Consider the following 20,413-nt stretch of genomic DNA (forward strand, 5'->3'; position numbering starts at 1 on the left):
CTCCTGCCCTGACTCGTCAGCTGCGACGCCGCACCAACACCGTCTGAGCGATGCGTCCGACCGGGCCCAGTTCGTCGCTGAGCGTGCCCGCACACATGGCGATGCCGTCCGGGCCGGTGGAGGTCTCGGCCGACACCCCGATCCATTCCCCCTGCGGCACTCTGAACACGTGCACCGTCAGATCGGTGTTGAGGAAGGTCCATTCGTCGATCGGAAGTTTCGCGCCGATTCCGTTTGCGATGTCGGCAATCGAGAACAGTCGCTCGAGCGGCGTCATCGATTCACCGTGCACCAGAGCAGGTTTCGGCCTTGCCCACACCTGCCCCGGGCCCGGTGCACCGAGTTCGGTGAGGAACTTGAACGCGACCGCATCGAGGTAGCCGGACGCCCACAGCCCGCCGAAGGTGTTGTCGACACCGTCGCTCACCGGTTGCATCACAGGATCGCCGGACTGCGCAACGTCCTCGGTCGGTGTGGTGCGCATCCGCCATGCGCTGCCGCGGGCCACCGCCCGCGCCACACCCGACGTGCCGTCCGCCCAGAGTTCCGCGACCACCAGTTCGATGTTGGCACCGGGACGCTCGGTCCACGCCCGAATCTCGATGTCCGCCACCGGAACCGGGCCTAGAATGTCGACCGCGACGCGGCTGATGCGGGTGTCCTCTCTGGCGTCGACCCGCTCGAGCGCGCGGACGAGCAGGGCGGACGGCGGAGCGCCGTGCTGCATCGTCGGTGCCCACAGGCTGACGGTGTGCTCGGTGGCGGTCACCCTCTCGTGGCCGTTGCTGCTCACACCGGCGGGCACGAAGAATGCGTCGGGAACGGTCACAGCTCGGCCTCCGGTTGTTCTGCAGCGCTTTTCGGCCAACCCGGGTACGGCGGGGGAGTACCACCGAATTCTGGGCACAGTGCCTGATGGTCGCACCACTTGCACAACGCACCACGCTTGGCTCGAAAGTCGCCGGTCTCACCGGCTGCAAGAATTGCTTTCCAGATGGCCGAGAGCATGCGCTCGAATCTGCGCAGTTCCCCCTCGTCGGGAGCGTAGGTCAATTGTTGTTTGTCGGCCAGATACATCAACTTCAGTTGTGCTGGAACGACTCCGCGCATGCGCATGATCATCAGGGCGTAGAACTTCATCTGGAACAGCGCCTTGGATTCGGTGAACTCGCGGGGCGCGCGACCGGTCTTGTAGTCGACGACGCGAATCATGCCGTTGGGCGCGACGTCGATGCGATCGATGAAGCCGCGAAGCGGGGTGCCGTCGTCCAGATCGATCTCCACCCGCTGCTCGCACGACTCGGGGTCGAAGTGAGTGGGGTCTTCGAGCTCGTAGTATCCGGCAACCAGGGCTCGTGCTCGGTCGAGAAAAGCCTGCCGATCCTCGGGCGGAACCAACGACTCGACTGCGGGCGACTGCGCAACCACCCGCTCCCACGCCGGATCCACCAAGTCGCGCGCAGTGTCCGGCACCCGATCCTGTGCGGGTAACGCATACAGGGCTTCGAGTGCGGCATGCACCACAGTTCCTTTGACCTGAGCTTCGGTGGAGACCTCGGGAATTCGGTCGACTGCACGGAAGCGATAGAGAAGGGGGCACTGCTTGAAATCGCCTGCGCGCGAGGGCGACAACGCCGGTGTGCTGCGGGCGACGGAAGACGAGCGCGGCGGCTGCACACTCTCGCCGAGATCGAGTAGAGGCAAGTCGATGGGTGTCGACACGGAAATACTCACGACTGCGAGACTATGCCGCCGGTCCGACATCTTCGGTCAAGGCCGTAGTCTGGCACGTCGAGTCGTCCCAGACACCGAACCGAACAGGTCGGGCGTCGAACAAGCAACGAAAGCAGGTTCCGCTGTGCCGTCCGGTGATGCTGTGTCCTTCGGTGATTCCGCGTCCGAGTCGACCGACGGGTCCGAGGTCGACGCGCTCGTCGATGGCCTGGTTCCCAGCGCGGACGTTCCCAGCGCGGACGAGGTGGTCACCGCAGCCGTCGACGAGATCGAACTCGACGAAGCCCTGACGACGGATGCCGACGTCCCCGTCGACCCACTGCCGACCGGGCCCGCTCGCAGCGGACCGTTCCGCGTCGGAGACCGGGTGCAGCTCACCGACGGCAAGGGCCGCCACTACACGGTGGTGCTCGAGGCGGGCAAGGAATTTCACACCCACCGGGGCGGAATCACCCACGACAAACTGCTCGGTGCCGACGAGGGCAGCGTCGTCACATCCGTCAACGGCACCCCGTACCTCGCCCTCCGACCGCTGCTGACCGACTACGTGCTCTCGATGCCACGCGGAGCGCAGGTCATCTACCCCAAGGATGCAGCCCAGATCGTGCACGAGGGCGACATGTTTCCCGGGGCTCGCGTACTCGAGGCCGGTGCCGGATCGGGCGCACTGACGTGTTCGCTCCTACGCGCCGTCGGTACCACCGGAACGGTCATCTCGTACGAGATTCGCCAGGATCATGCCGACTACGCGATCAAGAACGTCGAGACGTTCTTCGGTGAGCGGCCGTCCAACTGGCACCTGACGGTCGCAGATGTCGATCGGTTCGGTGTGGATCGCCCGGGCGAGCAGGTCGATCGGGTCGTCCTCGACATGCTCGCGCCGTGGGACGCACTGCCTGCTGTCTCGAAGGCTCTGGTTCCCGGCGGCGTGCTGCTGGTCTACGTCGCCACGGTGACGCAGCTGTCCAAGGTCGTCGAAGCGCTACGGGCACAGGAGTGCTGGACCGAACCCCGCTCGTGGGAGTCGATGGTCCGCGGTTGGCATGTCGTCGGATTGGCCGTCCGCCCCGAGCACCGCATGCAGGGCCACACGGCATTTCTCGTCAGTGTCCGACGCCTCGCCGAGGGCACCGTCACGCCGAAGCCGCAGCGCCGGTCCGGCAAGGGCTGACTCGACGCGAGTGCGCTCCGACTCGGTCACACTCGGTTCAGGAGCAGGGCGCCTGGCCCATGGCGAGAATCTGGCAGGTGCTGGCGTCGGAAAGCTTCCACGTGCCGTCGATGAGCACCCAGGTCTGCGGTGACGGAGCAGCTGTACCCCTCGGAGTGGCGATCGCGACGTCCGCGGTGGATGTCTGACCCTCGACGGTCGGGTCGGCAACCTCGAAGGTGATCGCGCCGTAGTTCGCCAGAGCCGCGGTCATGGTTTCGAGGTTGGTCAGGCGCGCCTGACCGTTCTCCACGGTGGCCGCCTTCGTCGCTGCGTCGACATTCGGCGCCACCAACTGCTGCAGCGATGCCTCCAGTTCGGTGACGGTCGGTGCCGCGACAGCGGGCACGTCGGTTGTCGTACCGGAGGTTGCCGTGCCGGTGTTTTCGGAGGCCGACGTCGAATTGTGATCGGCGTGATCGGATTCATCGGACGAGCTGCACCCAGCCAACGAAATCGCTGCTGCAACAACTGCGACACCTACCGAAAAACTGCGCATATTCACTGGTGGAGCCCCTGATTCCGTCGTCTGGCCACTGCCTGGTCAGGTGAGGCTAACATGAACTGCATCGGCGCAAGGGTGGGGTCGAGACAGGCAGGCGCCGGTCCCGATCGTGGTGTCGGTCCACACTTCCGGGCCGGTGCCGGTAGCGTTGATAGATCGTCACTGGGAGGAGTCGCTCATGAGCTCAACAGACAATCCGGATGTGGCCGCGGCCAGAGCCGAACTGGACGCCGTGCGAGCCGAAGCTGCTTCACTGCGCCGTCAACTGGGGGAGTCCCCCGAACAAGTACGCGAACTCGAAGGTCGCGTCGACTCTCTTGCACTGCGCAACGCGAAGTTGATGGACACCCTCAAAGAGGCTCGACAACAGCTCATCGCACTCCGTGAAGAAGTGGACCGCCTCGGCCAGCCGCCCAGCGGGTACGGCGTTCTGTTGAGCGTCTTCGAGGACGGAACGGTCGATGTGTTCACCTCGGGGCGCAAGATGCGACTGACGTGCTCACCCAACATCGAGGCGGACTCGTTGTCACCGGGACAGACGGTGCGGTTGAACGAGGCCTTGACCATCGTCGAGGGATGCACATTCGACCAGGTCGGCGAGATCAGCACTCTGCGTGAGCTTCTGGGCGACGGATCGCGTGCACTCGTAGTCGGACACGCCGACGAGGAGCGCGTCGTGTGGCTGGCCAAGCCGTTGATCGACATGGTCAACGACGACGGGCCCATCGACCCCGACGAACCGTCTCGCAAACTCCGACCCGGCGATTCCCTCCTGGTCGACACCAAGGCCGGCTACGCCTTCGAGCGAGTCCCCAAGGCCGAGGTGGAAGACCTGGTTCTGGAGGAGGTCCCGGACGTCGGCTACGAGGACATCGGCGGCCTCGGTCGCCAGATCGAGCAGATACGCGACGCCGTCGAACTGCCGTTCCTGCACAAGGATCTGTTCCGTGAGTACTCGTTGCGTCCACCGAAGGGTGTGCTGCTCTACGGCCCTCCCGGTTGCGGAAAGACGTTGATCGCCAAGGCCGTCGCCAACTCGCTGGCCAAGAAGATCGCCGAGGCTCGCGGGCAGGATGCCAAGGAAGCCAAGTCGTTCTTCCTCAACATCAAGGGTCCCGAGCTGCTCAACAAGTTCGTCGGTGAGACCGAGCGTCACATCCGCATGATCTTCCAGCGCGCCAGGGAGAAGGCGTCCGAGGGCACGCCGGTCATCGTGTTCTTCGACGAGATGGACTCGATCTTCCGCACCCGAGGCTCGGGTGTGTCGTCCGACGTCGAGACCACGGTCGTTCCGCAGCTGCTCGCCGAGATCGACGGAGTCGAAGGACTCGAGAACGTCATCGTGATCGGTGCATCGAACCGCGAGGACATGATCGACCCCGCGATCCTGCGCCCCGGTCGCCTCGACGTCAAGATCAAGATCGAGCGTCCCGACGCCGAATCGGCTCAGGACATCTTCTTGAAGTACCTGACCGACTCGCTTCCGGTCAACGCCGACGACGTCGCAGAGTTCGGCGGCGACCGTGCGGCGTGCATCCGAGGGATGATCGACCGCGTCGTCGAGCGCATGTACGCCGAGAGCGACGACAATCGATTCCTCGAAGTGACGTATGCCAACGGAGACAAGGAGATTCTGTACTTCAAGGATTTCAACTCCGGTGCCATGATCCAGAACATCGTGGACCGCGCGAAGAAGTACGCGATCAAGTCGGTCTTGGAAACGGGCAACGGCGGTTTGCGAATTCAACACCTCTTCGACTCCATCGTCGACGAGTTCGCCGAGAACGAGGATCTGCCGAACACCACGAACCCGGACGACTGGGCTCGCATCTCCGGCAAGAAGGGCGAGCGGATCGTCTACATCCGCACGCTGGTCACCGGTAAGAACGCCAGCGCAAGCCGGGCAATCGACACCGAGACCAACACCGGCCAGTACCTGTAGGACATTCACAGACGGTTCGGGGCGCGTCCGCACAGGGCGCGCCCCGAACCGTCTGCGTCCGCCGTCTAGGCTCGGGATATGCAGCGCATCATCGGTATCGAGGTCGAGTACGGCATTTCTTCGCCCACCGAACCCACCGCCAACCCGATCCTGACGTCGACCCAGGCGGTTCTGGCCTACGCCGCAGCAGCCGGGGTGCCGCGCGCCAAGCGCACCCGATGGGACTACGAGGTCGAGTCGCCCCTGCGCGATGCTCGCGGATTCGACCTCGGACGGTTCAGCGGCCCGGCCCCGGTCATCGATGCCGACGAAATCGGCGCGGCCAACATGATTCTCACCAACGGTGCGCGCTTGTACGTCGATCACGCTCACCCCGAGTACTCGGCTCCCGAGGTCCGTGACCCGTTGGACGCGGTGATCTGGGACAAAGCAGGCGAGCGCGTGATGGAAGCTGCCGCCCGCCACGCCTCCAGCGTGCCGGGAGCGCCCCGCCTGCAGCTGTACAAGAACAACGTCGACGGCAAAGGCGCGTCGTACGGCACCCACGAGAACTACCTCATGTCCCGCGAGACGCCGTTCTCTGCGGTCGTTGCCGGCCTGTCGCCCTTCTTCGCATCGAGGCAGGTCATCACGGGATCAGGACGCGTCGGGATCGGCCAGTCGGGCGACGACGCAGGGTTCCAGCTCTCGCAGCGAGCAGACTACATCGAGGTGGAGGTCGGGCTGGAGACCACACTCAAGCGCGGAATCATCAACACGCGCGACGAACCCCACGCGGACGCCGACAAATATCGACGACTGCACTGCATCATCGGCGATGCCAACCTCGCCGAGATGTCGACCTACCTCAAGGTCGGCACCACCGCCCTCGTGCTCGACCTCATCGAAGCCGGAGTCGACCTCTCGGATCTGCAGCTGGCTCGGCCGGTCACCGCCGTCCACCAGATCAGCCACGATCCGACTCTGCGCAAGGCCGTCGCTCTCGCCGACGGCCGCGAATTGACCGGGCTTGCGCTGCAGCGGATCTACCACCAGCGTGTCGCCAAATTCGTGGCCGCCGAGGGCAGTGACGACGCGCGGGCCCTGGATGTACTCGACAAGTGGGCAATGGTGCTCGATCTACTCGAACGCGATCCGATGGAGTGTGCCCACCTGTTGGACTGGCCGGCCAAACTGCGGCTGCTCGAAGGTTTCCGACAGCGGGAGGGGCTCGGTTGGTCCGCACCGAGGCTGCATCTGGTCGATCTGCAGTACTCCGATGTGCGGCTGGACAAGGGCCTCTACAACCGACTGGTCGCTCGTGGGTCCATGGACCGCCTGGTGACCGAGCAGCAGGTTCTCGATGCCGTCGGCAACCCGCCGGAGGACACGAGGGCGTACTTCCGCGGCGAGTGCCTGCGAAAGTTCGGTGCCGACATCGCCGCAGCGAGCTGGGATTCCGTCATCTTCGACCTCGGCGGCGACTCGCTCGTTCGGATCCCGACCCTCGAGCCGCTCCGAGGAACCAAATCGCACGTCGGTGCTCTGCTCGAGTCGGTCGACAGTGCCGCGGAACTCGTCGATCAGCTCACCAACTGACGCACTCGATGACCGATGCCTTCACGTTCGCGGTGTCTTGCCAACCGGCAGGCCCGGTCTGTCGGTAGGGTAAAGGTCCGTGCACTTTCGGCGGAACGTTCGGTTGCACTTGCACATCCACGTCGGTGCACCTCGGATGGATCGGTGAGCGTGCAGTAGATCTGTTTTCTCGAAACACGGAGGAGGTCGGCGACTATGGCACAGGAGCAGACACGGCGCTCTGGCGGCGGCGACGACGATGAAGGCCAAGGCGACACCGGAGCCGGTGGCCAGGAACGGCGCGAGAAGCTGGCCGAGGAGACCGACGACCTTCTCGACGAGATAGACGACGTGCTCGAGGAAAACGCCGAGGACTTCGTCCGCGCCTACGTTCAGAAGGGCGGCCAGTGACGGTGGATCGTTCGGACCCACGGTCGGTCGGCGACGCGATGGCGATCCCACTCGGGTCGAGCAGCTCGTCGTTCTCCGATTACCTCCGTCAGCACGCCCCTCATCTGCTGCCCGAGAGCGGTATCGCCGCCGATCTGGCGTCGCATGCTGCGGGCGGTGCCTCGGACAAGTCCGGAATCGCTCCGCACGGGACCACGATCGTCGCCCTGACCTACGCCGGCGGCGTGCTCATCGCCGGTGATCGGCGTGCCACTCAGGGCAACCTGATCGCGAACCGCGACATGCAGAAGGTCTACGTCACCGACGAGTACTCCGCGGCCGGTATCGCCGGAACCGCAGGTATCGCGATCGAGTTGGTACGGCTCTTCGCCGTCGAGCTCGAGCATTACGAGAAGATCGAAGGCGTCCCGCTCACCTTCAACGGCAAGGCCAACAAGCTGTCGTCGATGGTGCGGAGCAATCTCGGTGCCGCGATGCAAGGACTCGCCGCCGTCCCGCTGCTGGTCGGATTCGACATCGACATCTCGGATCCGGATCGTGCCGGACGCATCGTGTCCTACGACGTGGTCGGTGGACGGTACGAGGAACGTTCGGGCTACCACGCCGTGGGGTCGGGATCGCTGTTCGCCAAGTCCGCACTCAAGAAGCTCTATCGCCCCGGCATGTCCGAGGACGAGGCAATTCGTGCCGCGGTCGAGTCGCTGTACGACGCCGCCGACGACGATTCGGCGACCGGCGGACCCGATGTCACCCGCGGGATCTACCCGACGGCTGTCGCCATCACCAGTGTCGGTGCGGACGACGTTGCGCACGAACGGATCTCGGCAGCAGCACGGTCCGTTCTCACGGAACGGACCGAGAGCGCCGCGCACACCGGCGGGGCCGAGCATCACACCAGGGCCGGCCAGCAAGTGAGCGAAGGGGGTAGCGCGCTATGACGATGCCGTACTACGCATCCGCCGAACAGATCATGCGCGATCGTTCGGAGTTGGCGCGCAAAGGAATCGGCCGCGGCCGCAGCGTCATCGTGTTGACGTACGCGGGCGGGGTCCTCTTCGTGGCCGAGAACCGTTCGACAGCGTTGCACAAGGTGAGCGAGCTCTACGACCGCATCGGCTTCGCGGCCGTGGGCAAGTACAACGAGTTCGAGAACCTGCGCAAGGCCGGCATCCAGCACGCCGACATCAAGGGGTACACCTACGACCGACGTGATGTGACCGGCCGTTCGCTCGCGAAAACGTATGCGCAGGCACTCGGAACGATCTTCACCGAGCAGCTCAAGCCCTACGAGGTCGAGATCTGCGTCGCGGAAGTGTCACACCAGGACGAGCCGATTGCGACGCAGCTCTACCGCATCACCTACGACGGGTCCATCGTCGACGAACAGGACTTCGTCGTCATGGGCGGAACGACCGAGCCGATCGTGGCAGCGCTCAAGGACACCTACCGTTCCGGTCTCGACCTGGCCGACGCCGTTCGTATCGCAGTCGACGCGCTCACGGCGGGCCCGGCCACACCGTCCGCTGCGGGCGGCGAGACGGAGAAGAAGGTCCTCGAGGTCTCGGCGCTCGAAGTTGCCGTGCTGGACCAGGGACGGCCGCGACGGGCGTTTCGACGCATCGCCGGAGCAGCCTTGGAAGACATGCTCCCGGCTTCGGCTCCAGCGGCGGAGCCGGCGTCCGACTCCGATGGGGCAACGCCCTCGTAGCAGGTCGGCCTGAGGCACGTGCCTCGTGCTCTACCGCTTTCGGTAAAGCACGAGGCCGTTCTTGTCACTGGCGAACTGGAACCACGTTCCGTCGCCCACCACTTCACCGTCGGCTGCAAGAGCAACGGGGGCACCCTCCACCTCGACGGTCAGTTCCTTCACCTCTCGACGGACGTACACCGGCGACGAGCCGAGGGTGCCGGTCAACGTTGCCCACAACAGTCTCGTTCTGGACGCCTTCGGCTTTGACGGAAGGAACCGCACATCGAGGGTCCCGGTGTGAATACTGCTGCGCGACATGGGAACCTGGTCGGCCGGTACGTAGGTTCCGTTGCCGACGAACAACATCCACACCGAGTGCGCGGTGCCGTCGAGTCCGATGTTCAGTGGTGCCGCGGCTGCGAGCACTCTTGTCATGGCGATGGCGGCGGCCGGCCACTTGCCGATTCGGCGCTGCAGCTTCTGACGCAGGCGTACCGAGTCGGGATAGCCACCGAACGTGGCGGTGTTGACGAACGACACGCTGCGTCCGTCGACCGACACCTCGGCGATGTCGACGAGTTCGGCGGTGCCCGCCTCGATGGCGGCGGCGGTGTCCGCCACCACGGTCAGGCCGGTGTCTCGGGCGAAGTGGTTGAGGGTGCCGCCTGGGAATGCAGCGAGCGGTAAGCCGTTGCGCGCTGCCGATGCGGCGACGCTCACCACCGTTCCGTCGCCGCCACACACGCCGAGAGCACGCGGGGACGTGTCCCGGATTCGCTGCTCCAGTTGCTCGTTGAAGTCCTGGTCGGGGACCGGTACGAACAGTTCGGCATCGGGCAGAGCTCGACGGATCGCGTCGGGCACCGATTCCGAGCTGTCGCCCGATGCTGGATTGACGAGCACCAGCAGTCCTCGACCGCTCGGGAGGGGCTCGACGTCGACCGGTGAACCGAGCTCGGCAGGCTTGTCCGATCGCACAGCCCACCAACGGCGAGTGGACATCGCGATCGCCGAGCCGAGGGCGGCGCCGGCGAGAACGTCGGTGGGCCAGTGCACGCCCACGTGAACTCTGGAGTAGCAGACTGCGGCCGCAACGGGTGCCAGAAGAATTCCTGCTACCGGAGATTCGATCGCCACTGCCGTGACGAACGCGGCCGCCGACGCCGAATGACCGGAGGGAAACGACGAGGACACCGGGGGAGCGAGCACCTGGCGCAGCACAGGAACGGACTCCGAATCCGGCCGAGTCCGCGGGAACAACGGTTTGAGCAGCCCGTTGGCCGCCGCGCTGGCGCCGGCCAACGCGACGAGCCCGCGAACTCCGCCGCGTCGGGATGGCCCACCTGCGGCAATCAGAAAGGCGGCAGCACCGAGCCACAGACGACTGTGATCGGCCGCCGTACTCAACGCACGTAGGCCTGCGTCCGCTCTGCTCTGTCGCAGAGCCGCGCTCCGTGCCACCAGCGACAGGTCCCACGCATGAACGGCAGTCGAGATCGAAGTTCGCGTGGATGTCATGACGCCACCTTATGCACGGGCGACGGCATCTTCACGGACGGACGACATCGGGGCGCTCCGACGCATCGATACGTGGGTTGCGTTGTAGTGTCGAAGTGTGCAGCGACGAATTATGGGCATCGAGACAGAGTTCGGTGTCACATGTACTTTCCACGGACATCGACGCCTCAGTCCGGACGAAGTGGCTCGTTATCTGTTTCGCCGAGTGGTGTCGTGGGGACGCAGCTCGAATGTGTTCCTTCGCAACGGCGCTCGCCTGTACCTCGACGTCGGCTCACATCCCGAGTACGCCACCGCCGAGTGCGACTCTCTGCTGCAGTTGGTCACCCACGATCGCGCAGGCGAACGGGTACTCGAAGACCTGCTGATCGACGCCGAACAGCGCCTGGCCGAAGAGGGCATCGGCGGCGACATCTACCTGTTCAAGAACAACACCGACTCGGCGGGCAACTCCTACGGCTGCCACGAGAACTTTCTCGTTCAGCGTGCGGGCGAATTCTCTCGGATCTCGGACGTGCTGTTGCCGTTCCTGGTCACCCGTCAATTGATCTGTGGCGCAGGCAAGGTGCTCCAGACTCCGAAAGCTGCGACGTTCTGCCTGTCGCAGCGCGCCGAGCACATCTGGGAAGGCGTCTCTTCTGCCACCACCCGGTCGCGGCCGATCATCAACACTCGCGACGAACCGCACGCCGATGCCGAGAAGTACCGCCGGTTGCACGTCATCGTCGGTGACTCCAACATGGCCGAGACCTCGACGATGCTCAAGGTCGGGACTGCTGCGCTGGTGCTCGAAATGATCGAGGCCGGTGTCTCCTTCCGAGATTTCGCGTTGGACAACCCGATTCGGGCCATCCGAGAGGTGAGTCACGATCTGACCGGACGACGTCCGGTCCGGCTGGCCGGAGGTCGCCAGGCCAGCGCCCTCGACATCCAGCGCGAGTACTACTCCCGAGCCGTCGAGCATCTCCGGACACGCGAGCCGAACGCGCAGGTCGAGCAGGTCGTCGACCTCTGGGGCCGAACGCTCGACGCGATCGAGTCGCAGGATTTCGCGAAGGTGGACACCGAGATCGACTGGGTCATCAAGCGCAAGCTGTTCCAGCGCTACCAGGACCGATACTCGATGGAGCTCTCCGATCCCAAGATCGCTCAACTGGATCTGGCCTACCACGACATCAAGCGCGGTCGAGGGGTGTTCGATCTGTTGCAGCGCAAGGGTTTGGCCAAGCGGGTCACCGAGGACGAGCAGATCGACGAGGCAGTCGACCTACCGCCCCAGACCACCCGTGCCAAGCTCCGAGGCGAGTTCATCACCGCTGCCCAGGAGGCAGGTCGCGATTTCACCGTCGACTGGGTACACCTCAAGCTCAACGACCAGGCGCAGCGAACCGTGTTGTGCAAGGACCCGTTCCGCTCCGTCGACGAGCGCGTGGAACGACTGATCGCGTCGATGTAGGCCGCGTACTCGGGTCGCTACCGCTCCGGCCACCGAGAAGCAACTAGGCTCGACTGTCGTGGCCACCACCAAAGTCGAGCGCTTGATGAATCTGGTCATCTGCCTGCTGTCGACGCGTCAGTTCCTGACCGCGGAATGGATCCGCGAGAGCGTTGCCGGATACGACGACTCCACCAGTCACGAAGCGTTCAGCCGAATGTTCGAGCGGGACAAGAACGAATTGCGTGACCTCGGCGTCCCGCTGGAGACCGGAACCGCCACCAGGTTCGGTGGCGTCGAGGGGTACCGCATCAATCGCGATGCCTACGAACTGCCCGACATCGAGCTCAGCAGCGAGGAATCGGCCGCCGTCGCAGTAGCGGTCAAACTCTGGGAATCGCCGGAGCTCACCTCTGCAGCACAAAGTGCACTGCTCAAACTTCGAGCCGCGGGAATTCAGGTCGATCAGAACGATGCTGCTACGTCGGTGACCGCGGTTCCCGCGCGAACCCGAGGCTCCGAACCCGCACTGGGCGCTCTGCTGGCCGCCATCGACGAGGGCAAGTCGGTTCGATTCGAGCACCGACCGTCGTTGACCGATCCCTTCACCACCAGAACCGTCCAACCGTGGGGCGTCGTGACGTTCCGCGGCCGCTGGTACCTGGTGGGGCACGACGTGGACCGTGACGACACCCGGACGTTTCGCCTGTCCCGGATCGGCGACGAGGTCAAGGCCTTCGGCCCACCGCAGAGCGTCCGCAGGCCCGACGGTGTCGATCTGCAGGACATCGTTCGCCGTGTCGCGGGGACGTCCTCGGTGTCGGGCACGGCAAGAGTGTGGCTGCACGATGGAAGGGCACTCGAATTGCGAAGGATGGGAACGGTCGTGGGTGCGCAGAGTCTGGGTGACCGCAGCGGCAGCGTCGTCGAGGTTCCTGTGCGGTCCTGGGATTGGGTCTCGCGACTGATCGCGGGTCACGGCGCCGATGCGGTGGTGCTCGAGCCCGCTGAACTGCGGGCCGACGTCATCTCGACCCTGCAGACAGCGGCCGGCGTGGAGAACGAGCAGTGAGCGCGCGACTGTCGGTTCGGCTTGCCAGGTTGCTCAACATGGTGCCGTTCTTCATGGCCAATCCCGGGTTGAGCGCCGAGGAGGCCGCGCGTGAGCTGGGAGTGTCGACGGCAACGCTGATGGCCGATCTCAACCAGCTCTGGATGTGCGGCCTGCCCGGCTACGGTCCGGGTGATCTCATCGATCTGTCCTTCTCCGAGGAGAGCATCGACGTGACGTTCTCGGCCGGGATCGACAGGCCCCTGCGACTGACGTCGACCGAGGCGACTGCGTTGTTGGTTGCGCTTCGATCACTGACGTCGATGCCCGGCATGGTCGATCCCTCGGCCGCTCAACGCGCGATCGCGAAGATCGAGACCGCGGCGGGCTCGGCGGCGGCCAATGTTCCGCTCTCGTCCGATCACGACGGCGCAGGTGCCGAGGAGGGTCCGGTCCCCGGCACCGTCCGGTCTGCGCTACGTCACCGGCACGCGCTGGACCTGACCTACTACTCGGCGTCGCGAGATGTCGTCACCGAGCGGACCGTCGATCCGATCAGGACGGTGGTCGTCGACGACAACAGCTATCTCCAGGCATGGTGCAGGAGCGCCGAGGGTGTTCGCCTGTTCAGGTTCGACCGTATCGACTCGGCAACCGAACTCGACGAGCCGACTGCGCCACCGGAATCGGTCCGCGGGGAGGACGCCTTCGAGATCTTCAACGACGATCCCTCGCTGTCGCAGGCCCGACTGAAGGTGTCGCCTGCCTTCACCTGGATCCTGGACTACTACCCCATGACGCAGGTCGCGGCGGATGCGGACGGGTCGATCGTGGTCACGATGCGGTTCGCGACGCTGCAGTGGATGACGCGATTGACGTTGGGCTTCGGCGGCGGCGTGGCGGTACTGGCGCCTGAATCCTTGGTGAACTCCGTCCGTGACCGGGCTCGTTCGGCCCTGGACGCATACGCCGAGCTCGACGCCACCAGCACGGACGGCACCGTCGGCACATGAACGCGGGGTAAACCCTCACCCGCCGCTGCCGGGGACGGCCCCCGCGGTCGGGTACGCTCGATTCATCTGATCTGGAGGAGGTTCCCATGGGCTTCACAAGTCCCTGGCACTGGGCCATCGTTGCGGTGGTTGTCATCATCTTGTTCGGTTCCAAGAAGCTGCCCGAGGCCGCTCGCGGACTCGGTCGCTCGTTGCGCATCTTCAAGAGCGAGGTGAAGGAAATGCAGAACGACGGCAAGGCCGACACCGATACTGCGACGGCGCAGCCGGCCGCACCCGCCCAGCTGGCCTCGCCTGCTCCCGTCGTGCAGCCGAGCACCGAGGTACAGCACGACGCGAAGTCTGCCTGAGCGACGCCGCTCAGCACACCGGGGTGCCACGTGGGCACCCCGGTTCACTGCTGTCGGTAACGGCCCTGTGCCGCCGGCCGACCGAAGAAGGCTGACCGTAGAACACCATGCGCATACCGTTCGATCCGCGGCGTAGCAAGCGCCGAGCAAATCCCGACGGCACCATGTCGTTGGTCGATCACCTGTACGAGCTTCGAACTCGGCTTCTGTGGTCGTTGTTCGCGGTTGCCGTGACGACGGCCTTCGGGTTCTTCTGGTACTCGCACACGATCCTGGGCGTCGAAAGCCTCGGCGACCTCCTGCGGGGTCCGTACTGCACACTCGATCCCAGTCTCCGTGCGGATCTGAGCAACGACAACCAGTGTCGCCTGCTGGCCACCGGACCGTTCGATCAGTTCCTGTTGCGGTTCAAGGTCGCCTTCACCGCCGGTGTGGTGCTGGCCTGCCCCATTTGGCTGTACCAGATCTGGGCGTTCATCACCCCAGGTCTCTACGCCAACGAACGGCGGTATGCGGTCTCGTTCGTCACCGGGGCCGCTGCCCTGTTCGTCGCCGGAGCCGTGCTGGCGTACTACGTGGTCGCGAAGGGCCTGCACTTCTTGCTCTCGATCGGCGACAACGTGCAGATCACTGCGCTCAGTGGTGATCAGTATTTCGGATTCCTGATCAACCTCCTCATCATCTTCGGCGTCAGCTTCGAGATTCCACTGCTGGTGGTTGCCCTGAACTTCGTCGGAGTACTCACCTACGAGCGGCTCAAGGCGTGGCGTCGTGGTCTGATCTTCGGCCTGTTCGTCTTCGCGGCCATCGCAACTCCGGGGCAGGACCCGTTCTCGATGTTGGCGTTGGCGTTGGCGTTGACGGTGCTCTTCGAGATGGCAGTGCAGATTGCGCGAATTCACGACAAGCGTAAGTTGCGCAAGAGAAGAGACGAATGGGGTGATGTGTCAGATGACGAAGCAACGCGCATCGACGGCGCAGGTTCGATCGAGTCACCGGATGCCGTCGCTCCGACGCCGCCGCTGCGCGGCCTCGATGCCACGACCCGCGCACATGCGGAGTACGACGACACGATCTGACCTGTGCTCGTCCCTCGGGGCCTGCGCATGACCGATCCTGATCTTCCGGTCGTTCCTGCAGGCTCCACTCCTGCGACGACGGTCGACGTGGCATCGAGTCCACGGCCTACCGAGCTGCAGCGCTTCTCGGCAGAACTCGGTTTCCCGCTCGACCGGTTCCAGGTGGACGCGTGCACGGCGCTGGAGCAAAGGCACGGCGTCCTGGTGTGTGCTCCCACCGGTGCCGGAAAGACCGTGATCGGCGAGTTCGCGGTGCACCTGGCCCTCGCCGCGGGACGCAAGTGTTTCTACACCACCCCGATCAAAGCACTGAGCAATCAGAAGTTCGCCGAGCTCACCGCGCGGTACGGGCGTGACACGGTCGGACTGCTGACCGGAGATTCGTCGATCAACCCCGACGCACCGATCGTCATCATGACGACCGAGGTGCTGCGCAACATGCTCTACGCGTCCTCGGACGCCTTGCGGGGGCTCTCGCACGTCGTGATGGACGAGGTGCACTACCTCGCCGACCGATTCCGTGGGGCGGTGTGGGAGGAGGTAATTCTGCACCTGTCCGACGACGTGCGTCTGGTGAGTCTGTCGGCCACGGTGAGCAACGCCGAGGAGTTCGGTGCCTGGATGAGCACGGTCCGCGGTGACACCTCGGTCGTGGTGGACGAGAACCGTCCGGTGCCCCTCTCGCAGCACATCATGGTGGGCCGCCGGTTGTTCGATCTGTTCGACACCCGAGCGCAGTCGGCCGACGGTAGCCAGAAGATCGTCGTCGACCGAGAACTCGTCCGACACGTCAAACAACGTCAGTCCCTCGACACGATGGACCGTTGGCAGGCTCCTCACAGCAGAGGCCGCGGCGGTCGGGGAGGCGGCGGGGGTCGCGGGGGCGGTCAAGGCAGCGGCGCGAACAACCGCCCTCTGGCACGTCCCGACGTCATCGCCAAGCTCGACGAAGAGGGCTTGCTCCCCGCCATCACGTTCATCTTCAGCCGCGCCGGATGCGACGGTGCACTCACCCAGTGCATGCGCTCTCGACTGGTGTTGACCACACCCGAGCAGGCGGAGGAGATCCGATACATCGTCGAGAAGCACACCTCGGAGCTGCCGCGCGAGGACCTGGAAGTTCTGGGCTTCTGGGAATGGCGCGATGCGCTCGAGCGCGGCTTCGCCGCCCATCACGCCGGGATGCTGCCGGTCTTTCGGCACACCGTGGAGGAATTGTTCGTCAAAGGTCTGGTCAGAGCGGTATTCGCTACCGAGACTCTGGCGCTCGGAATCAACATGCCTGCCCGGACCGTCGTGCTCGAGAAGCTCGTCAAGTTCAACGGTGAGACGCACGCAGAGCTGACGCCGGGGGAGTACACCCAGCTGACCGGTAGAGCGGGACGCCGCGGCATCGATGTCGAGGGCCACGCCGTCGTGCTGTGGCAGCCGGGCACCGAGCCGACCGAGGTCGCGGGGCTCGCATCGACCCGTACGTTCCCTCTGCGCAGTTCGTTCGCTCCGGCCTACAACATGTCGATCAACTTGATCGAACAGTTCGGAGCGGCGGATTCTCGCCTCCTGCTCGAGCGGTCCTTCGCGCAGTTCCAGGCCGATCGATCCGTCGTCGGGATGGTCCGCGGTATCGAGAAGAACATGCAGACGTTGGAGGCGCTCGGGGCACGCCTCGGTGGCCCCGACGGGGAGTACTTCGAGTACGCGCGGCTGCGCGAGCGACTCAAGGATCGTGAGAAGACTCTCGAACGCCAGAGCAGGTCCGATCGTCGGGACAACGCCGTCGACTCACTGCGCGCCCTGCGCCGCGGCGATGTGATCTCGGTGCCCACCGGTCGGCGCAGTGGTCTCGCAGTGGTCCTGGAGCCGGACGACGACCGGGCCGATCCGCGTCCACTCGTGTTGACCGAGGACAAGTGGGCCGGCCGACTATCGGCAGCGGATTTCCCCTCTCCAGCAACACCTCTCGGCACGATGCGGCTTCCGCGCTTCGTAGACCATCGCACCGCGAAGACCCGGCGTGATCTTGCGACCGCCCTGGTCACCCGCGGAATCTCACAGCCTTCGGACCGCATCCGACGCAAATCGACCGCAGCGGACGACAAAGAGCTGGCCACCCTTCGACGAGCCATCCGATCGCATCCGGTCCACGCTCGGCCCGATCGCGACGAGCTCGGCCGCACAGGTGAGCGCTACAACCGCCTGGCACGTGAAACGGAGACGATGCGCCAGAAGGTATCGGCTACGACGAACTCACTCGCCCGCACCTTCGATCGCATTCTGGCGTTGCTCGCCGACCGGGGTTACGTCACGGCAGGCAGGGATCCGAAGGTGACCGACGACGGTGCCAGGCTCAGTCGGATCTACTCCGAATCCGATCTCCTCGTGGCCGAATGCTTGCGAGGGGGCCTGTGGCAGGGGCTTTCTCCCGCTGAGTTGGCGGCTGTGGTCTCGGCCGTCGTATTCGAATCGAGGTCCGAGGGAGACATCACCCCGCACGGCCCGACGGCGCCCATCAGGCATGCGTTGACCGAGACCGTTCGGGTGTGGCACGAACTGCGATCCGACGAGGTTCGACACAAGCTCCCGCCGACGAGAGAACCCGACATGGGCTTCGTCAAGGCGATCTACAAGTGGGCGTCCGACCATTCGTTGGTCGACGCGCTCGTCACCGCCGGTGACAATGGCAAAGCGCTCTCCGGCGGAGACTTCGTTCGCTGGTGTCGGCAGGTGATCGACCTGCTCGATCAGGTTCGACTCGCGGCCCCGGAACCGGAACTGTCGAGGACTGCGGCGCGCGCGATTGCTGCGTTACGACGCGGCGTTGTCGCCGTCGATGCCGCGTGAGGAGGCCCGTGTGATGGGGACGTTCGATCGGTACGAGCCGCACCCGGCGGGAGCGAACCGGACTGTCGGGTCGGTACAGCAGGAAGTCGCATGGTCGGGATACCCTACCTCCGACGTAACCGAATTTTCAGTGGAGGCGAGATGAGCGGCCCATACGGTCCGACCGATCCGGACAACAGTTGGTCACGCAAGCCCGACCAGCAGGACGGTGCCGCGAAAGACTCGCCGGAGACGCAGCCCGGCGGTTCCTCGGCCGAGTCGCAAACCCCCACGCCATCGGCGTGGGGTCAGTACGGGCAACCTCCCACCACGCCCACTGCCCCGTACGGAGAATCCACTCCCGGCGCGTACGGGCAGACTCCACCACAGCCCGGCGGACAGTATCCGCAGGGCCAGTACCCACCTGCCGGCTATCCGCAGGGGCAATACCCCCAGGGTCAGTACCCGCAGGGCGGTTACCCGCAAGGGCAATACCCCCAGGGCCAGAACCCCACGACGCAGTATCCGGCAGGGCAGCAATACGGCGCACCCTATGCCGGTGCCGGCACGCCTGCACCGGGCGATTCGGCGTACCAGAATCCCTACGCACCACAGCAATTCGGCCCCGGTCAGAGCGGCCCCGGCCAGTACGGTGCAGGTCAGTACGGCCAGCAGCCGCAGCAGCCCTGGAATCCCAACCAGCAATATCCCAACCAGCAATTTCCCGGCCAGCAGTATCCGAATCGGCCGGGGCCCGGGCAGGCCGGATCGCAGTCCAAGAAGCCCCTGATCATTGCAGGGGCGGTCATCGCAATCGTCGCGGTGCTGGCAGCCGTGGCGTTCTTTGCCTTCGGTCGCACGAAGACGCTCGACACCACGGCGGCCGAAGAAGGCATCCGCACCGTCGTCACCGAGTCCTACGGCGCGTCCGACGTCTCCGGAGTGCTGTGCCCCCAGGACATCGAGGTGAAGAAGGGGGCAAGCGTCGATTGCACCTTGACGGTCGACGGGGCGTTCAAGAAGGTGACGTTGACTTTCCTCGACGACAACGCAAACTACGAGGTCTCGCTACCCAAATAGGTTTCTCGGACCGTCGTTTCAGTTCTTCGACGCCGTGGCCGCCATCGCAGAGACGAGGCGGTTCACGGCGTTCTCGATTCCGAGGGTCTCGGCCAGGACGTTCAGGGCGTCGGTGTCGGCGGGGTGGGGCGGAATCTCGTCGGATTTCGACAGGACGACGTCGGCGTCGGTGACGACACGCACGACGGGCAGAGCCGCGTCTAGGTAGTCGCTCGCGTTGGCCAGTTTCGCCCGGATGCCCTTGGCCATGTCCGAGGACGGGTCGAGGGCCGCAGCGCGCAGTGCCGCAACGGATTCGTACTGCAGCATCAGCGTCGACGCCGTCTTCTCGCCGATACCCTTCACCCCGGGCAGGCCGTCGGAGGCATCGCCTCGTAGCAGCGCGAGTTCCGCATACGCCTCGCCCGCGCGGTGCAGCGGAACTCCGTAGCGCTCGGAAACCAATGCGGGATCGAACAATTCGGCTTTCGCCAACCCGCGACCCACGTACAGGACACGCACCTCGTTCGGCTCGTCGGCAGCAACCTGCAGCAGGTCTCGGTCTCCGCTGACCACCACCACGGGGTCCCGACGCTCGCGCGCGGCCAGGGTTCCGAGCACATCGTCCGCCTCGAGACCCTCCGCGCCTGCTGTCGCGATCCCCAATGCGGCGAGAACATCCATGATCATGTCCACCTGCGGAGTCAGCGTCTCGGGAACCTCTTCGCTCTCGGCAACCTCCGGCGCGGCCTCGGCAACGCGATGCGCCTTGTAGGACGGCACGAGGTCCACTCGAAACTGCGGCCGCCAGTCGAGATCGAGGCACACTGCGAGTCGACCCGGTTCGGTACGAGCGATCAACGCCGAGATCATGTCGAGGAATCCACGGACGGCGTTGACGGGTCTGCCATCCGGGGCCGTAATCGATTCGGGCAGTGCGTAGTAGGCCCTGAACCACAGGCTTGCGCCGTCGAGGAGCAGCAGCGGCGACTTTCCGGGGGCGGTCATGGGGCTCATCTTGCCAAACGGCACTAGCCTG

Annotated in this window: 18 protein-coding genes; 13 read left to right on the forward strand and 5 right to left on the reverse strand. The window is 65.0% G+C overall.

From position 1 onward, the window contains the following. Positions 1–16 precede the first annotated feature (16 nt). On the reverse strand, positions 17–829 hold the full coding sequence (locus ACNEOT_RS15310) for a thioesterase family protein (protein WP_415974873.1): 813 nt from the start codon (positions 827–829) through the stop codon (positions 17–19). After that, positions 826–1,722 carry a PD-(D/E)XK nuclease family protein gene (locus tag ACNEOT_RS15315; protein ID WP_415975216.1) on the reverse strand — a complete coding sequence of 299 codons (897 nt, stop codon included), beginning with the start codon at positions 1,720–1,722 and terminating at the stop codon, positions 826–828. The genes ACNEOT_RS15310 and ACNEOT_RS15315 overlap by 4 nt, the downstream gene beginning before the upstream one ends. Before the next feature lie 298 nt (positions 1,723–2,020). Between ACNEOT_RS15315 and ACNEOT_RS15320 the strand changes: the two genes are divergently transcribed. After that, positions 2,021–2,905 carry a tRNA (adenine-N1)-methyltransferase gene (locus ACNEOT_RS15320; RefSeq protein WP_415975218.1) on the forward strand — a complete coding sequence of 295 codons (885 nt, stop codon included), beginning with the start codon at positions 2,021–2,023 and terminating at the stop codon, positions 2,903–2,905. A gap of 37 nt (positions 2,906–2,942) precedes the next feature. Here ACNEOT_RS15320 and ACNEOT_RS15325 read toward each other — a convergent pair whose 3' ends face one another. After that, positions 2,943–3,293: a hypothetical protein gene (locus ACNEOT_RS15325; RefSeq protein ID WP_415974874.1), complete on the reverse strand. Its 351-nt coding sequence runs from the start codon at positions 3,291–3,293 to the stop codon at positions 2,943–2,945. A 334-nt stretch (positions 3,294–3,627) separates the two neighbouring features. Here ACNEOT_RS15325 and arc point away from each other — a divergent pair, with 334 nt between their 5' ends. From arc to prcA, 5 genes are all read left to right on the forward strand, one after another. Further along, positions 3,628–5,391: a proteasome ATPase gene (gene arc / locus ACNEOT_RS15330; RefSeq protein ID WP_415974875.1), complete on the forward strand. Its 1,764-nt coding sequence runs from the start codon at positions 3,628–3,630 to the stop codon at positions 5,389–5,391. 78 nt (positions 5,392–5,469) lie between these two features. Next, positions 5,470–6,969 (forward strand): depupylase/deamidase Dop, encoded by a 1,500-nt coding sequence (gene dop, locus ACNEOT_RS15335; RefSeq protein ID WP_415974877.1) that lies wholly within the window; start codon positions 5,470–5,472, stop codon positions 6,967–6,969. Positions 6,970–7,164: 195 nt separating this feature from the next. Then, on the forward strand, positions 7,165–7,359 hold the full coding sequence (locus ACNEOT_RS15340; RefSeq protein ID WP_415974878.1) for a ubiquitin-like protein Pup: 195 nt from the start codon (positions 7,165–7,167) through the stop codon (positions 7,357–7,359). Next, entirely contained in the window at positions 7,356–8,297 is a 942-nt protein-coding gene (prcB, locus tag ACNEOT_RS15345) for a proteasome subunit beta (protein ID WP_415974879.1), read from the forward strand. Before ACNEOT_RS15340 ends, prcB begins: the two co-directional genes overlap by 4 nt. Beyond that, positions 8,294–9,067, forward strand: coding sequence for a proteasome subunit alpha (gene prcA, locus ACNEOT_RS15350; protein ID WP_415974881.1), 774 nt, complete (start codon positions 8,294–8,296; stop codon positions 9,065–9,067). The genes prcB and prcA overlap by 4 nt, the downstream gene beginning before the upstream one ends. 30 nt (positions 9,068–9,097) lie before the next feature. On the opposite strand, the gene ACNEOT_RS15355 is transcribed toward prcA, so the two are convergent. Next, complete coding sequence (locus tag ACNEOT_RS15355; protein ID WP_415974882.1) at positions 9,098–10,567, reverse strand: bifunctional phosphatase PAP2/diacylglycerol kinase family protein; 1,470 nt, start codon at positions 10,565–10,567, stop codon at positions 9,098–9,100. Positions 10,568–10,664: 97 nt separating this feature from the next. On the opposite strand from ACNEOT_RS15355, the gene pafA reads away from it, so the two are divergent. The 7 genes from pafA to ACNEOT_RS15390 all read left to right on the forward strand — a co-directional run bounded on the left by pafA (position 10,665) and on the right by ACNEOT_RS15390 (position 19,395). Next, positions 10,665–12,023, forward strand: coding sequence for a Pup--protein ligase (gene pafA / locus ACNEOT_RS15360; RefSeq protein ID WP_415974883.1), 1,359 nt, complete (start codon positions 10,665–10,667; stop codon positions 12,021–12,023). A 58-nt stretch (positions 12,024–12,081) separates the two neighbouring features. Continuing rightward, complete coding sequence (locus ACNEOT_RS15365; RefSeq protein WP_415974884.1) at positions 12,082–13,074, forward strand: helix-turn-helix transcriptional regulator; 993 nt, start codon at positions 12,082–12,084, stop codon at positions 13,072–13,074. Next, positions 13,071–14,066 (forward strand): helix-turn-helix transcriptional regulator, encoded by a 996-nt coding sequence (locus ACNEOT_RS15370; protein WP_415974886.1) that lies wholly within the window; start codon positions 13,071–13,073, stop codon positions 14,064–14,066. The genes ACNEOT_RS15365 and ACNEOT_RS15370 overlap by 4 nt, the downstream gene beginning before the upstream one ends. A gap of 86 nt (positions 14,067–14,152) precedes the next feature. After that, entirely contained in the window at positions 14,153–14,416 is a 264-nt protein-coding gene (gene tatA / locus ACNEOT_RS15375) for a Sec-independent protein translocase subunit TatA (protein ID WP_415974887.1), read from the forward strand. Between the two features lie 107 nt (positions 14,417–14,523). Next, on the forward strand, positions 14,524–15,495 hold the full coding sequence (tatC, locus tag ACNEOT_RS15380) for a twin-arginine translocase subunit TatC (protein WP_415974888.1): 972 nt from the start codon (positions 14,524–14,526) through the stop codon (positions 15,493–15,495). Positions 15,496–15,522: 27 nt separating this feature from the next. Beyond that, positions 15,523–18,336 (forward strand): DEAD/DEAH box helicase, encoded by a 2,814-nt coding sequence (locus ACNEOT_RS15385; protein WP_415974889.1) that lies wholly within the window; start codon positions 15,523–15,525, stop codon positions 18,334–18,336. Positions 18,337–18,477: 141 nt separating this feature from the next. Next, positions 18,478–19,395, forward strand: a complete 918-nt coding sequence (locus tag ACNEOT_RS15390) for a DUF4333 domain-containing protein (RefSeq protein WP_415974890.1) — start codon at positions 18,478–18,480, stop codon at positions 19,393–19,395. Positions 19,396–19,413: 18 nt separating this feature from the next. On the opposite strand, the gene ACNEOT_RS15395 is transcribed toward ACNEOT_RS15390, so the two are convergent. Continuing rightward, entirely contained in the window at positions 19,414–20,391 is a 978-nt protein-coding gene (locus tag ACNEOT_RS15395; RefSeq protein WP_415974891.1) for a 5'-3' exonuclease, read from the reverse strand. Positions 20,392–20,413: the final 22 nt, after the last annotated feature.

Origin of the sequence: Rhodococcus sp. 077-4 (genome assembly GCF_047782425.1) — a bacterium.
Lineage (GTDB): Bacteria > Actinomycetota > Actinomycetes > Mycobacteriales > Mycobacteriaceae > Rhodococcoides.

Excerpts from the sequence above, each read along its gene's own strand:
- dop (WP_415974877.1), top strand. The coding sequence starts at position 5,470 with ATGCAGCGCATCATCGGTATCGAGGTCGAGTACGGCATTTCTTCGCCC.
- ACNEOT_RS15340 (WP_415974878.1), top strand. The coding sequence starts at position 7,165 with ATGGCACAGGAGCAGACACGGCGCTCTGGCGGCGGCGACGACGATGAA.
- ACNEOT_RS15385 (WP_415974889.1), top strand. The coding sequence starts at position 15,523 with ATGACCGATCCTGATCTTCCGGTCGTTCCTGCAGGCTCCACTCCTGCG.
- tatA (WP_415974887.1), top strand. The coding sequence starts at position 14,153 with ATGGGCTTCACAAGTCCCTGGCACTGGGCCATCGTTGCGGTGGTTGTC.
- ACNEOT_RS15390 (WP_415974890.1), top strand. The coding sequence starts at position 18,478 with ATGAGCGGCCCATACGGTCCGACCGATCCGGACAACAGTTGGTCACGC.
- prcA (WP_415974881.1), top strand. The coding sequence starts at position 8,294 with ATGACGATGCCGTACTACGCATCCGCCGAACAGATCATGCGCGATCGT.
- tatC (WP_415974888.1), top strand. The coding sequence starts at position 14,524 with ATGCGCATACCGTTCGATCCGCGGCGTAGCAAGCGCCGAGCAAATCCC.
- ACNEOT_RS15355 (WP_415974882.1), bottom strand. The coding sequence starts at position 10,567 with ATGACATCCACGCGAACTTCGATCTCGACTGCCGTTCATGCGTGGGAC.
- ACNEOT_RS15395 (WP_415974891.1), bottom strand. The coding sequence starts at position 20,391 with ATGAGCCCCATGACCGCCCCCGGAAAGTCGCCGCTGCTGCTCCTCGAC.
- arc (WP_415974875.1), top strand. The coding sequence starts at position 3,628 with ATGAGCTCAACAGACAATCCGGATGTGGCCGCGGCCAGAGCCGAACTG.